Consider the following 12,304-nt stretch of genomic DNA (forward strand, 5'->3'; position numbering starts at 1 on the left):
TGGTGGGCAGGCCACGCCATTCGACCCTGTCAGAGTGGCGTCGTAGGCTCGTCCCCAGCATGGTCACCGTCATCCCCGTTCATGAGCGCCTCTGGAAGGTCACGCGGGGTGGCGAGCTCGCCGGGTACGTTGACGCGATCGACGCCCGTGACGGCATCCGATACCGTGCACGCCGCCTCAACGTCCGGCACCGGCGCTGGGTTGCGCTCGGCGAATACTGGGAGCTGCAGACCGCAATCGACGCGCTGGGCGGCTAGGCCGGCGCGCGCTGCGGGGGAAACAGAAAACCCCCGGCTGAGCCGGGGGTTTTGTCTGTGGGCGATACCGGACTCGAACCGATGACCTCTTCCGTGTGAAGGAAGCGCGCTACCAACTGCGCCAATCGCCCAGTGCTTTCACCTGTGTGGTGATCGCGATTACCGATACTAGCCGACCCAGATGTCGCAATGCACATCGACGATCGGTCACGGCGTTTCGGGGCGGATCTCGGCCGATCCGGAGGGGGATCGAACACGCCCGGGTTTCGCCGGTTTGGTGATCCAGAGATCCATCGGTTAGAGTTTTGGACGTCGCAGAAATGCGGCGAAAGAAATGCGGATGTGGCGCAGTGGTAGCGCATCACCTTGCCAAGGTGAGGGTCGCGAGTTCGAATCTCGTCATCCGCTCGAGTGAAACCGAGCAAGCCAGTTTCGGTAACACAGGTGGGGAACCCACAATGGTGGCGTGGCCGAGAGGCGAGGCAGCGGCCTGCAAAGCCGTCCACACGGGTTCGAATCCCGTCGCCACCTCGTAGCACTCCACACTTGCAGTACACCCCCCAGCAGCACCCCAGAAATGGGCGATTGGCGCAGCGGTAGCGCGCTTCCCTGACACGGAAGAGGTCACTGGTTCGATCCCAGTATCGCCCACCAAGTGAAACCCCCGGACCTCCGGGGGTTTTTGCTTGAAGCGTAGAGTCGTATCATCTACACAGCAACACAATGCGGATGTGGCGCAGTGGTAGCGCATAACCTTGCCAAGGTTAGGGTCGCGAGTTCGAATCTCGTCATCCGCTCAGATTCACAAGAAAGGCCCGCCAGGGAACTGGCGGGCCTTTCTGCGTATCCGGCCATTCTGCGCCGGGGGAGTACTGGCGCGACAACGCCGCCGCGCTGGCAACGCTAAAGTTGATGAAGTCCGCGCATTCGCGGAAATCAATCAATTTTGGGAGTGGATGAAGGTGGCTGACGGCTTCGAGCTTTTCACCGACCGGTCCGTTGTCGCGATGCGCGTCAACGGTGAGCTGAAAGACCTCGCCACGCAGACTACGACCACCGACGTCGTCGAGCCGGTGACGATCGATTCGCCCGATGGTCTGAACATCCTGCGCCACTCGGCGGCCCACGTGCTCGCCCAGGCCGTGCAGACGATCAACCCGGAGGCCAAGCTCGGCATCGGCCCTCCCGTGAACGACGGCTTCTACTACGACTTCGACGTCGCTGAACCCTTCAGCATCGACGATTTCAAGGCCATCGAGAAGGCCATGAGCCGCATCATCCGTCAGGGCCAGCGTTTCGTGCGCCGGGTCGTGACCGACGATGAGGCGCGCGCAGAACTCGCCGACGAGCCGTACAAGCTCGAGCTCATCGGGCTCAAGGGCGGGGTTTCGACAGGCTCAACCAGCGAGCTGGGCGCGGACAACGAGAACGTCGAGGTCGGTGGCGCAGAGCTCACGATCTACGACAACGTGGACCCGAAGACGGGGGAGACGCTCTGGAGCGACCTCTGCCGCGGCCCGCACCTGCCCAGCACCCGCTTGATCGGCGAGGGGCACTCACTCATGCGCGTCGCCGCCGCTTACTGGCGCGGCTCGGAGAAGAACAAGCAGCTGCAGCGCATCTTCGGCACGGCGTGGCCGAGCAAGGACGAGCTGCGCGCGTACAAGGAGCGCCTCGAGGAGGCAGCCAAGCGCGACCACCGCAAGCTCGGAGCGGAGCTGGACCTGTTCAGCTTCCCGGAGGAGCTCGGCAGCGGCCTGCCCGTCTTCCACCCCAAGGGCGGCATCATCCGCGCCGAGATGGAGAACTACTCGCGCACCCGCCATGTTGAGGAGGGCTACTCCTTCGTCAACACCCCGCACATCACCAAGGGCAAGCTGTACGAGGTTTCCGGACACCTCGACTGGTACCGCGACGGCATGTACCCGCCGATGCACATCGACGCCGAGATCGGCGAGGACGGCACCGTGCACCGCGAGGGCCAGGACTACTACCTGAAGCCCATGAACTGCCCGATGCACAACTTGATCTACCGGTCCAGCGCGCGCTCCTACCGTGACCTGCCGCTGCGCCTGTTCGAGTTCGGGAGCGTCTACCGCTACGAGAAGTCCGGCAACGTGCACGGTCTCACCCGGGTGCGGGGCATGACTCAGGACGACGCCCACATCTACACGACGCGCGAGAAGATGCGCGAGGAGCTCACCAGCACCCTCAACTTCGTGCTCGACCTGCTGAAGGACTACGGTCTCGACGACTTCTACCTCGAGCTCAGCACCAAGGACCCGGAGAAGTTCGTCGGCAGCGACGACGCCTGGGAAGAGGCGACGGCGACCCTGGCAGAGGTCGGCGCGGCATCCGGCCTCGAACTCGTTCCCGACCCGGGCGGAGCCGCCTTCTACGGCCCCAAGATCTCGGTGCAGGCGCGCGACGCCATCGGCCGCACCTGGCAGATGTCGACGATCCAGCTCGACTTCAACCTGCCGGAGCGCTTCGAGCTCGAGTACACGGCGCCGGACGGCAGCCGTCAGCGGCCCGTCATGATCCACCGTGCGCTGTTCGGCTCGATCGAGCGCTTCTTCGGCGTGCTCACCGAGCACTACGCCGGCGCGTTCCCGGTCTGGCTCTCGCCCGTGCAGGTCGTCGGCATCCCCGTCGCCGAGCAGTACGCCGAGTTCCTGGGCGACGTCATCGACCAGCTCAAAAAGGCCGGCGTGCGCGCTGAGCTCGACCTCTCCGATGAGCGCATGCAGAAGAAGATCCGCAACCACACCATGGCCAAGGTTCCCTTCCAGCTCATCGTCGGCGAGGAAGACCGCGACAACGGCAGCGTCAGCTTCCGCTTCCGCGACGGCACGCAAGAGAACGGTGTCCCGGTCGCGGACGCCATCGCCCGCATCCGCGCGGCGATCGACAGCCGCGCCCAGGTCACGACGCAGGGTCAGATCTAACATGACGGATGCAGGGCCAGACGTGCCAGAGGTCGAGAACAGTGCGGACTTCGCCGCTGTCCCCGACGCGTTCCAGCGCCTCTGGACCCCGCACCGCATGGTCTACATCCAGGACGGGCAGCAGCCGCACAAGGACGACTGCCCGTTCTGCCTGGCCCCGTCGATGGACGATGAGAAGGCGCTGATCGTCGCGCGCGGCACGCACGCCTACGTCCTGCTCAACCTGTACCCGTACAACAGCGGGCACCTCTTGATCTGCCCCTACCGTCACATCGCCACCTATGACCAGGCGACGCCGGAAGAGGTCGCCGAGATCGGCGAGCTGACCCAGATCGCGATGCGCGTGCTCACCGAGGTCTCACACTGCGACGGCTTTAACATCGGCATGAATCAAGGCCGCATCGCCGGAGCAGGCATCGCAGAGCACCTGCACCAGCACATCGTGCCGCGCTGGGCGCTCGACGCGAACTTCTTCCCGATCATCGCCGGCACCAAGGCGCTTCCGCGCCTGCTCGGCGATGTGCGCAAAGAAGTCGCCGACGGCTGGCCGTCCGCTCACACTTCGTAACCCCTGCACAGTCCCACCCTCACAGCCGAATAGGATTAACAGCATGACTGAGAGCACTTCTACCGAGCAGTTCGGTTCCAGCCGCGTCAAGCGCGGCCTCGCCGAGATGCTCAAGGGCGGCGTCATCATGGACGTCGTCACCGCAGAGCAGGCCCGTATCGCAGAGGATGCCGGCGCCGTAGCCGTCATGGCTCTCGAGCGCGTGCCCGCCGACATCCGTTCGCAGGGCGGCGTCGCCCGCATGAGCGACCCCGACCTGATCGAGGCCATCAAGGCCGAGGTCTCCATCCCCGTGATGGCCAAGGCCCGCATCGGCCACTTCGTCGAGGCCCAGGTGCTTGAGGCACTCGAGGTCGACTACATCGACGAGTCCGAGGTGCTGAGCCCGGCCGACTACGTCAACCACATCGACAAGTGGGGCTACAACGTTCCCTTCGTCTGTGGAGCGACCAACCTCGGTGAGGCACTCCGCCGCATCAACGAGGGCGCTGCGATGATCCGCTCGAAGGGCGAGGCCGGCACCGGCGACGTCTCTGAGGCGACCAAGCACATCCGCAAGATCAAGAGCGAGATCGCCCAGCTCAGCTCGATGAGCAAGGACGAGCTCTACGTCGCGGCCAAGGAGCTGCAGGCGCCGTACGCGCTCGTCGCCGAGATCGCCGAGACCGGCAAGCTCCCCGTCGTGCTGTTCACCGCCGGTGGCGTCGCCACCCCCGCGGATGCCGCCATGATGATGCAGCTCGGTGCTGACGGCGTGTTCGTCGGCTCCGGCATCTTCAAGTCGGGCAACCCGGCTCAGCGCGCAGCGGCCGTCGTCAAGGCGGTCACCTTCTTCGACGACGCCAAGGTCATCGCCGAGGTGTCGCGGGGCCTGGGCGAGGCCATGGTCGGCATCAACGTCTCCGACCTGCCCGCACCGCACCGTCTCGCCGAGCGCGGCTGGTAACTCGCAGCCGTGCTTGCATTGAGCCTGCCGAAATGACCGTTGGCGTTCTGGCCCTCCAGGGTGATTTCCGCGAACACGCGAGTGTTCTGCGCACCCTGGGGGCCGACGTCACCCTCGTTCGACGCCCGGACGAACTGGCCGCCATCGACGGCCTGGTGATTCCGGGTGGCGAGTCGAGCGTGATGGACAAACTCGCGCGCACCTTCGGCCTCGCCGATCCGCTGCGCGAGCGCATCCGCGACGGACTGCCGGTCTACGGCACCTGCGCCGGCCTGATCATGCTCGCCGACTCCGTGCTCGATGCGATCGCGGGCCAGCAGAGCCTGGGTGGCCTCGACGTCGTCGTGCGCCGGAACGCCTTCGGCTCGCAGACGCAGTCATTCGAGACCGATCTCGACATCCCGGAGCTCGGCGAGGTGCCCGTGCACGCCGTCTTCATCCGTGGCCCTGTCGTCGAATCCGTCGGCCGGAACGCGCGGCCCCTCGCAACCCTCGCCGACGGCCGCGTCGTCGCCGTCGAGCAGGGCAATCTGCTCGGCACCAGCTTCCACCCCGAGATCACGGGGGAGCACCGCTTCCACGAGTACTTCTTGAGCAAGGTGCGCGCGCGTACACTCGCTGCATGACTCGATTCGTCGCACTCCTGCGCGGGGTGAATGTCGGCGGCATCTCCATCAAGTCCGCCGATCTCGCTGAGCTGTTCCGGACTCTGGGCTTCGAGAACGTGCGCACGGTGCTGGCCAGCGGCAATGTCGTCTTCGATGCCGATGCACCGGATGACGCGGCGCTGAAGCTCCGCATCGAGACGGCGCTCACCGAGAGATTCGGTTACGACGCCTGGATCGTGCTCGAGCCGCTCAGCCGGGTGCAGAGCGTTATCGAACGGTTCCCGTTCGACGCTCAGCTGGACGGCTGGCATCCATACGTCCTCTTCAGCTCGGACGCGGCCTCGCTGGCCGAGCTGCTGGCCGCAGCGCCGACGCTCGACCCCGCCGACGAGATCGTCGTCGAGGGGAACGGCGTTCTCTACTGGCACTGCCGCCGCGAGGTCGGCGTCAACAGCGCGTTCAGCAAGCTCACCGCGAAGGCACGCTTTCGCTCGTCAACCACCAACCGGAATCTGCGAACGTTGATGAAGCTCGCCTGAGTTATCGGGCGGGGGCGCAGTGCTGTTCTAGACTGTCAAGGCAGATTTCAGCGAGTAAAACAGGAGACTCATGTCCGGGCATTCCAAGTGGGCAACGACCAAGCACAAGAAGGCCATCACGGATTCCCGCCGTGCGAAGGCCTTCGCCAAGCTGATCAAGAACATCGAAGTCGCCGCCAAGATGGGCGGTGCAGACCTCTCGGGCAACCCGACACTCGTCGACGCCATCCAGAAGGCGAAGAAGACCTCGGTCCCCAACGACAACATCGACCGCGCCGTCAAGCGTGGTGCCGGCCTCAGCGGCGAGTCCGTCGACTACACGACGATCATGTACGAGGGCTACGCCGCAAACGGCGTCGCCCTGCTGATCGAGTGTCTGACCGACAACAAGAACCGTGCCGCGGCCGAGGTGCGCACCGCGGTCAGCCGCAACGGCGGCACCATGGGTGACCCGGGCAGCGTCGCGTACAACTTCCACCGCAAGGGCGTCATCGTCGTCTCCAAGACGGCCGACCTCACCGAGGACGCCATCCTGGACGCCGTGCTCGACGCCGGTGCTGAGGAAGTCAACGACGAGGGCGAGACCTTCGAGATCCTGACGGATCCGAGCGACATGGTCGCCGCCCGCGTCGCCCTGCAGGAGGCCGGGATCGACTACGACTCCGCCGACTCCGCCTTCGTGCCGTCGCTCAAGATCGAGGTCGACGCCGAGACGGCCCGCAAGGTCTTCAAGGTCATCGACGCGCTCGAGGACCTCGACGACGTGCAGAACATCTACAGCAACTTCGATCTGACCCCCGAGGTCCAGGCAGAGCTCGAGGCTGAGTAAAGCGATGGCCGTGCGTGTGCTCGGCATCGATCCCGGCCTCACCCGTTGCGGTGTCGGAGTCGTCGATGTCGAGCCCAATCGCACGGCCCGCCTGGTCGATGTGAGCGTCATCCGCTCCTCGCCGGGCGATCCGATCGAGAAGCGCCTGCTCACCGTCGCGACCGGGCTTGCCGAGCTGCTCGACCGGCACCAGCCGGACGCGGTCGCGCTGGAGCGCGTCTTCGCCCAGCACAACCTGAGCACGGTGATGGGCACGGCCCAGATCAGCGGCGTCGCCCTCTTCCTCTCCGCTCAGCGTGGCCTCGCCGTCGGCCTACACACGCCGAGCGAGGTCAAGGCCTCGATCACGGGCTACGGCGCGGCAGACAAGGCCCAGGTCGGCGCGATGGTGACCCGCATCCTGAAGCTCGCCGCGCCACCCAAGCCCGCGGACGCCGCCGACGCACTCGCCATCGCGATCTGCCACGCCTGGCGCACGGGCGTAAGCGGTGGCACCCTGCCGAGCGCGCCCGGCCAGCCGGACGGGCTCACGCCAGCGCAAAAGGCGTGGCGCGCCGCCGAGTCCGGCACTCGCATGTCGGTGGCCCCCCGTAGTCTTAAGCGGTGATCTCTTCCGTTCGTGGCCTCGTGCTCTCTGCTCTCGGTTCAACCGTCGTCGTCGAGGTCGGGGGAGTCGGGCTCGCGATCAACGTCACGCCCGCGACGGCCCTGTCCGCCCGCATCGGGCAGGAGCTGCGCCTGCACACGACCCTCGTCGTGCGTGAGGACGCCCTGACGCTCTACGGTTTCGACAGCGCTGACGAGCTCGCCGTGTTCGAACTGCTCACCGGAGTGACGGGCGTCGGCCCGAAGTCCGGTCTCGGCGTGCTCGCCGTGCTGAGCCCCGACCAGGTCGCCCGCGCCGTCGCGGATGACGACGATGCGGCGTTCCGCAAGGTCAGCGGCATCGGACCGAAGACCGCGAAACTCATCGTCCTCTCGCTGACCGGCAAGCTTGCCGTCACAGCGGCCAGCGCCCCGAACGTGGCCAGGGTCGCCCCGAGCGCCGTCGGCGAGAGCGTCCTCGCCGCGCTCGTCGGCCTCGGCTGGTCGGAGAAGATCGCCGTTCAGGCCGTTGACGAGACGCTGGCGGAGGCCGGCGACGCAGACAAGGCATCCGTTGCCGTGCTGCTGAGGCTCGCACTCGGTCGACTCGGCCCGGCCCAGCACACGATCGGCGGCCGCTCGTGAACTACGACGACACCCCGACGGAACTGCTCGCACCGGAGCTCGAATCGGACGCCGAGCTTGCGTTCGAGGGTGCGCTGCGCCCGGCCTCGCTGACCGAGTTCGTCGGGCAGGTCAAGGTGCGTGGCCAGCTGCAACTGCTGCTCACGGCTGCGACCATGCAGGGGCGCACGCCAGACCACATCCTCTTCGCGGGCCCGCCCGGCCTGGGAAAGACGACTCTCGCGATGATCGTCGCCCACGAGGGCAACCGTCCGTTGCGGATGGCGAGCGGCCCGGCGATTCAGCACGCAGGGGACCTGGCCGCCGTGCTCAGCTCGCTCGTTCCCGGCGAGGTGCTCTTCATCGACGAGATCCACCGGATGGCGCGCTCCGCGGAGGAGATGCTCTACCTCGCCATGGAAGACTTCCGCATCGACATCATGGTCGGCAAAGGCGCAGGCGCTACCTCGGTGCCACTCGAATTGGCCCCATTCACCCTCGTCGGTGCCACGACCAGGGCAGGACTCCTGCCGAACCCGCTGCGGGACCGCTTCGGCTTCACGGCGCACCTCGAGTTCTACGCCGACGACGAGCTCGAGCAGGTGCTCACCCGCGCGGCATCCCTGCTCGGCCTGGACATCGACCGTGAGGCCCTGGCGGAGATCGCCGGCCGGTGCCGGGGAACCCCGCGAATCGCGAACCGTCTGCTGCGCCGCGTGCGCGACTACGCACTCGTCTACTCAGGAAACGGCAGGGCCGACATTCACTCCGTCCGCGCGGCACTCGAGCTCTACGACGTCGATGCCCTCGGCCTCGACCGTCTCGACCGCGCCGTGATGCAGATCATCCTCACGCGCTTCAACGGTGGACCGGTCGGCCTCAACACGCTCGCCGTCTCCGTTGGCGAGGAGAGCGAGACGATCGAGGCGGTCGTGGAGCCATTTCTGGTGCGCATCGGACTCTTGACCCGCACCCCGCGGGGGCGTGTCGCCACCCCGGATGCATGGCAGCACTTCGGCCTGCACCCGGCGTCGGCTGGGACACTGCTGGATGACCTATAATTCAAGCTGGCTCACCATGCACCGCACTAGACAGCTGCGGTAGTCCAGCCGCAAATCGGAAGGTTCTCCAACTTTATGGATCCGTTGACAATGATCATGCTCGCCGTTCTCGCGGTGCTCATCTTCTTCATGTTCCGCAACAGCCGCAAGCGCCAGAAGGATGCAGCAGAGCTGCAGACCCAGGTCGTTCCCGGTGCCAAGGTCATGACCAACTCCGGCCTCTACGGAACCATCCTCTCGATCGACGAGGAGGAGAACGAGGTTCTCCTCGAGTCGACTCCCGGCACCGTTCTGGCACTGCACCGCCAGACGATCGCCCGTGTCGTCACCCCCGTCGAGGTTGTGGCCATCCCGGATGCAGCGGATTCCGCGATCGACGACGCCGCTCCCGAGTTCGGTGAGCGCATCGAGGGTGCCGGCTCAGAGCCCGGCACGGAGCCCGGCGATGCCGATGGCTCGACCGACAAGAAGTCGAACGACTAAATAGTCCGTTTTCCGTGCCCACGCCGATGAAGGCGTGGGCACGAACGTAGAAAGCTGAGTTCCGCGGTGGCAAAGTCGACCCCGGTCAAGAAAGCCTGGCGTTCCCTCACCTGGCTTGCCGTCATCATCGTTGGCCTGTTCGCCATCAATGCAGCAGGCGTCATCTGGGGCGGTGGTTCGTGGACGCCCAAGCTTGCACTCGACCTCGAGGGCGGAACGCAGATCATTCTCGCGCCCAAGCTGGAGAGCGGTCAGACCGTCTCGCAGGAGCAGCTCGACCAGGCCGTGACGATCATCCGTCAGCGCGTTGACGCCTCCGGTGTCTCCGAGGCGGAGATCAACACCCAGGGTGGACAGAACATCGTCGTGGCGATCCCGGGCGAGCTCGACGACGAGACGCGCAACCGGATCCAGTCCTCGGCCAAGCTGGAACTGCGACCGGTGCTCGTCGCCGGTGCGCCGACCAACGCGTCGATCGACGGCGAGTCGACTGCCACACCGGAGCCGAGCGCCACGCCCGACCCCGCGCTGGAGACGACTCCGAGCGTCACGCCGAGCAACGGCAGCGACCTGAACTGGGTCACCCCGGCACTGCAGGCAGAGTTCGAGAGCTTCGACTGCGCGTCGACGGAGGCCGCCACCGCGAACGCCGCGCCGGCCGACGAGCCGCTCGTCACCTGCGACGTCGACGGCACGGTCAAGTACATCCTCGGCCCGGTCGAGGTCGAGGGCGCGAACATCTCCGATGCCTCAGCGGGCATGGAGACCACGCAGTCCGGTGCAACGACGGGCCGCTGGGTCGTCAACCTCGTCTTCGACGACCAGGGCACCAAGGACTTCGCCGAGGTCAGCACGCGTCTGTTCGGTCTGAAGGCGACTCCTCCGCTCGACCAGTTCGCCTTCGTGATCGACGGCCAGGTACTCTCGGCCCCGTCAATGAACGGCGTCATCACCGACGGACGGCCATCCATCTCCGGTCAGTTCACCGAGGAGAGTTCCAAGGCTCTCGCCGACCAGCTCAAATTCGGCGCCCTGCCGATCAGCTTCACCGTGCAGAGCTCTGAGACCATCTCGCCGACGCTTGGAAGCTCGCAGCTGCAGAGCGGAATGATCGCGGGTCTGATCGGTCTGCTGCTCGTGGTCATCTACACGCTGTTCCAATACCGACTCCTCGGCATGGTCACCATCGCCTCGCTCATCGTCGCCGGCATCATGACCTACATCGTGATCACGATCCTGTCGTGGCGCGAGGGCTACCGGCTCTCGCTGGCCGGTGTCGCCGGTCTGATCGTCGCCATCGGTTTCACGGCGGACTCCTTCATCGTCTACTTCGAACGCGTTCGAGACGAGTTGCGTGAGGGTCGAATCCTCACCTCCGCCGTCGAGGCCGGGTGGAAGCGCGCCGTGCGCACGATCTTCGCCTCCAAGGCGACGAACCTGCTCGCCGCCATCGTGTTGTTCCTCATCGCGGTCGGCAACGTGCGTGGCTTCGCGTACACGCTCGGTGTCACAACGATCATCGACGTGATCATCGTGATCCTGTTCACGCACCCGATGCTTCAGCTGCTCTCGCGCACGAAGTTCTTCTCGAGCGGCCACCCGTGGAGCGGGCTCGACCCGCAGGCACTCGGTGCGATCTACCGAGGACGTGCGGAGTTCCGGAAGCCCACCGCAGCCGTGGACTCGAAGAAGGCGGCATCCAGCGCCAAGGAAGCCGAGCGGCGCCAGACGATCGCCGAGCGCAAGGCCGCAGAGCTGGCCGCGGCGAGCACCGGAACCAAGACCACGGAAGGCAAGGAATCCTGATGGCCAACCGACTGGCTACCTTCGGAAACGACCTCTACACCGGTAAGCGCTCCTTCGACTTCGTCGGCAAGCGCAACATCTGGTACTTCATCATCGGCCTGCTCGTCCTGCTCGCGATCGCCATCCCGATCGCCAAGGGCGGCTTCAACTTCGGCATCGAGTTCCGTGGCGGCTCGCAGTTCGTCGTCACGAGTGTCGAGAACGCCACCCAGGAGCCGGCCATTGAGGCCGTCGCCTCCGTGGTTCCGGATGCCGTCGCCCGCGTCACCACCGTCGGCGACTCCGGCGTGCGGGTGCAGACCGACCAGCTGAGCCAGGCCGAGAACCGTGAGGTCGCCACCGCCCTCGCCGACGCCTACTCCGTGCCGGAGTCGGAGGTCACCTCCTCCTTCATCGGTCCAGTGTGGGGCGCCGACGTCACACGACAGACAATCCAGGGCCTCGTCGTCTTCCTGCTTCTGGCAGCGGTCGGCATGGCGCTCTACTTCCGCACGTGGAAGATGTCGCTTGCCGCCATCGCCGCCCTGCTCGTCGACCTCGTGATCACCGTCGGTGTCTACGCCGCGACGGACTTCGAGATCACGCCGGCTGCCGTCATCGGTATCCTGACGATCCTCGCGTACTCGCTCTATGACACCGTCGTGGTGTTCGACAAGATCCGCGAGAACACGACGGAAGATGCGGTGAAGTCGAAGCACACCTTCGCGGAGTCGACCAACCTCGCCGTCAACCAGACACTGGTGCGATCGATCAACACCAGCGTCGTCGCCGTGCTGCCCGTCGCCGCGATTCTCTTCATCGGATCGTTCGTGCTCGGCGCAGACACCCTGCGAGACATCTCGCTCGCGCTGTTCATCGGCATCCTGGTCGGCACGTGGTCGACCGTGTTCCTCGCGGCGCCGATGTACGTGCAGTTCCGTCAGGGCGAGAAAGAGGTCGTGCGCCACGACAAGTCGGTTCTCGCGGCCCGCGAGAAGGCTGCCGCTTCGGCCGCCGCCGAAGCCGTCACGGCGTAGGCTTACTGAGCCCATGAGACGCAGGGAGGTGGCC

Annotated in this window: 13 protein-coding genes and 5 tRNA genes; 17 read left to right on the plus strand and 1 reads right to left on the minus strand. The window is 65.9% G+C overall.

The window, feature by feature from the left end; all coding sequences use genetic code 11:
* Positions 1-59 precede the first annotated feature (59 nt).
* Positions 60-257, plus strand: coding sequence for a hypothetical protein (locus ASC66_RS17175; protein ID WP_055842620.1), 198 nt, complete (start codon positions 60-62; stop codon positions 255-257).
* A 58-nt stretch (positions 258-315) separates the two neighbouring features.
* Here the strand turns inward: ASC66_RS17175 and ASC66_RS17180 are convergent.
* Positions 316-388 (minus strand) — tRNA-Val (locus ASC66_RS17180).
* A gap of 205 nt (positions 389-593) precedes the next feature.
* Between ASC66_RS17180 and ASC66_RS17185 the strand changes: the two genes are divergently transcribed.
* From ASC66_RS17185 to secF, 16 genes are all read left to right on the plus strand, one after another.
* Positions 594-665: transfer RNA gene (locus tag ASC66_RS17185), tRNA-Gly, on the plus strand.
* A gap of 52 nt (positions 666-717) precedes the next feature.
* Positions 718-788 (plus strand) — tRNA-Cys (locus tag ASC66_RS17190).
* 48 nt (positions 789-836) lie between these two features.
* A tRNA-Val gene (locus ASC66_RS17195) sits at positions 837-911 on the plus strand.
* 71 nt (positions 912-982) lie between these two features.
* Positions 983-1,054 (plus strand) — tRNA-Gly (locus ASC66_RS17200).
* A gap of 210 nt (positions 1,055-1,264) precedes the next feature.
* A complete protein-coding gene (gene thrS / locus ASC66_RS17205; RefSeq protein ID WP_235497001.1) occupies positions 1,265-3,205 on the plus strand; it encodes a threonine--tRNA ligase in 1,941 nt (646 codons plus the stop codon).
* A 1-nt stretch (position 3,206) separates the two neighbouring features.
* Positions 3,207-3,773 (plus strand): HIT family protein, encoded by a 567-nt coding sequence (locus ASC66_RS17210; RefSeq protein WP_055842626.1) that lies wholly within the window; start codon positions 3,207-3,209, stop codon positions 3,771-3,773.
* A 43-nt stretch (positions 3,774-3,816) separates the two neighbouring features.
* Positions 3,817-4,719 (plus strand): pyridoxal 5'-phosphate synthase lyase subunit PdxS, encoded by a 903-nt coding sequence (gene pdxS / locus ASC66_RS17215; protein ID WP_055842629.1) that lies wholly within the window; start codon positions 3,817-3,819, stop codon positions 4,717-4,719.
* Positions 4,720-4,751: 32 nt separating this feature from the next.
* Complete coding sequence (pdxT, locus tag ASC66_RS17220; RefSeq protein WP_055842632.1) at positions 4,752-5,345, plus strand: pyridoxal 5'-phosphate synthase glutaminase subunit PdxT; 594 nt, start codon at positions 4,752-4,754, stop codon at positions 5,343-5,345.
* Positions 5,342-5,866: a DUF1697 domain-containing protein gene (locus tag ASC66_RS17225; protein ID WP_055842634.1), complete on the plus strand. Its 525-nt coding sequence runs from the start codon at positions 5,342-5,344 to the stop codon at positions 5,864-5,866. Before pdxT ends, ASC66_RS17225 begins: the two co-directional genes overlap by 4 nt.
* Before the next feature lie 70 nt (positions 5,867-5,936).
* Positions 5,937-6,695 carry a YebC/PmpR family DNA-binding transcriptional regulator gene (locus ASC66_RS17230; protein ID WP_055842637.1) on the plus strand — a complete coding sequence of 253 codons (759 nt, stop codon included), beginning with the start codon at positions 5,937-5,939 and terminating at the stop codon, positions 6,693-6,695.
* A 4-nt stretch (positions 6,696-6,699) separates the two neighbouring features.
* The gene (gene ruvC / locus ASC66_RS17235; RefSeq protein WP_055842640.1) at positions 6,700-7,302 is read left to right on the plus strand and encodes a crossover junction endodeoxyribonuclease RuvC; all 603 of its coding nucleotides are present in this window, start codon (positions 6,700-6,702) and stop codon (positions 7,300-7,302) included.
* Entirely contained in the window at positions 7,299-7,925 is a 627-nt protein-coding gene (gene ruvA, locus ASC66_RS17240; RefSeq protein WP_055842644.1) for a Holliday junction branch migration protein RuvA, read from the plus strand. Before ruvC ends, ruvA begins: the two co-directional genes overlap by 4 nt.
* Positions 7,922-8,965 carry a Holliday junction branch migration DNA helicase RuvB gene (gene ruvB / locus ASC66_RS17245; protein WP_082492479.1) on the plus strand — a complete coding sequence of 348 codons (1,044 nt, stop codon included), beginning with the start codon at positions 7,922-7,924 and terminating at the stop codon, positions 8,963-8,965. The genes ruvA and ruvB overlap by 4 nt, the downstream gene beginning before the upstream one ends.
* A 75-nt stretch (positions 8,966-9,040) precedes the next feature.
* A complete protein-coding gene (gene yajC, locus ASC66_RS17250) occupies positions 9,041-9,448 on the plus strand; it encodes a preprotein translocase subunit YajC (protein WP_055842647.1) in 408 nt (135 codons plus the stop codon).
* Between the two features lie 66 nt (positions 9,449-9,514).
* Positions 9,515-11,254 (plus strand): protein translocase subunit SecD, encoded by a 1,740-nt coding sequence (secD, locus tag ASC66_RS17255; protein ID WP_055842650.1) that lies wholly within the window; start codon positions 9,515-9,517, stop codon positions 11,252-11,254.
* The gene (secF, locus tag ASC66_RS17260; protein ID WP_055842653.1) at positions 11,254-12,270 is read left to right on the plus strand and encodes a protein translocase subunit SecF; all 1,017 of its coding nucleotides are present in this window, start codon (positions 11,254-11,256) and stop codon (positions 12,268-12,270) included. The genes secD and secF overlap by 1 nt, the downstream gene beginning before the upstream one ends.
* The last annotated feature ends 34 nt before the right edge of the window (positions 12,271-12,304 follow it).

The organism is Leifsonia sp. Root4, from assembly GCF_001425085.1.
In the GTDB taxonomy this organism is placed as follows: domain Bacteria; phylum Actinomycetota; class Actinomycetes; order Actinomycetales; family Microbacteriaceae; genus Microterricola.

What these genes read in the sequence shown, in the direction of transcription:
- ASC66_RS17175 (WP_055842620.1), top strand. Translation starts at nt 60, where the DNA reads ATGGTCACCGTCATCCCCGTTCATGAGCGCCTCTGGAAGGTCACGCGG.
- thrS (WP_235497001.1), top strand. Translation starts at nt 1,265, where the DNA reads ATGCGCGTCAACGGTGAGCTGAAAGACCTCGCCACGCAGACTACGACC.
- ASC66_RS17210 (WP_055842626.1), top strand. Translation starts at nt 3,207, where the DNA reads ATGACGGATGCAGGGCCAGACGTGCCAGAGGTCGAGAACAGTGCGGAC.
- pdxS (WP_055842629.1), top strand. Translation starts at nt 3,817, where the DNA reads ATGACTGAGAGCACTTCTACCGAGCAGTTCGGTTCCAGCCGCGTCAAG.
- pdxT (WP_055842632.1), top strand. Translation starts at nt 4,752, where the DNA reads ATGACCGTTGGCGTTCTGGCCCTCCAGGGTGATTTCCGCGAACACGCG.
- ASC66_RS17225 (WP_055842634.1), top strand. Translation starts at nt 5,342, where the DNA reads ATGACTCGATTCGTCGCACTCCTGCGCGGGGTGAATGTCGGCGGCATC.
- ASC66_RS17230 (WP_055842637.1), top strand. Translation starts at nt 5,937, where the DNA reads ATGTCCGGGCATTCCAAGTGGGCAACGACCAAGCACAAGAAGGCCATC.
- ruvC (WP_055842640.1), top strand. Translation starts at nt 6,700, where the DNA reads ATGGCCGTGCGTGTGCTCGGCATCGATCCCGGCCTCACCCGTTGCGGT.
- yajC (WP_055842647.1), top strand. Translation starts at nt 9,041, where the DNA reads ATGGATCCGTTGACAATGATCATGCTCGCCGTTCTCGCGGTGCTCATC.
- secF (WP_055842653.1), top strand. Translation starts at nt 11,254, where the DNA reads ATGGCCAACCGACTGGCTACCTTCGGAAACGACCTCTACACCGGTAAG.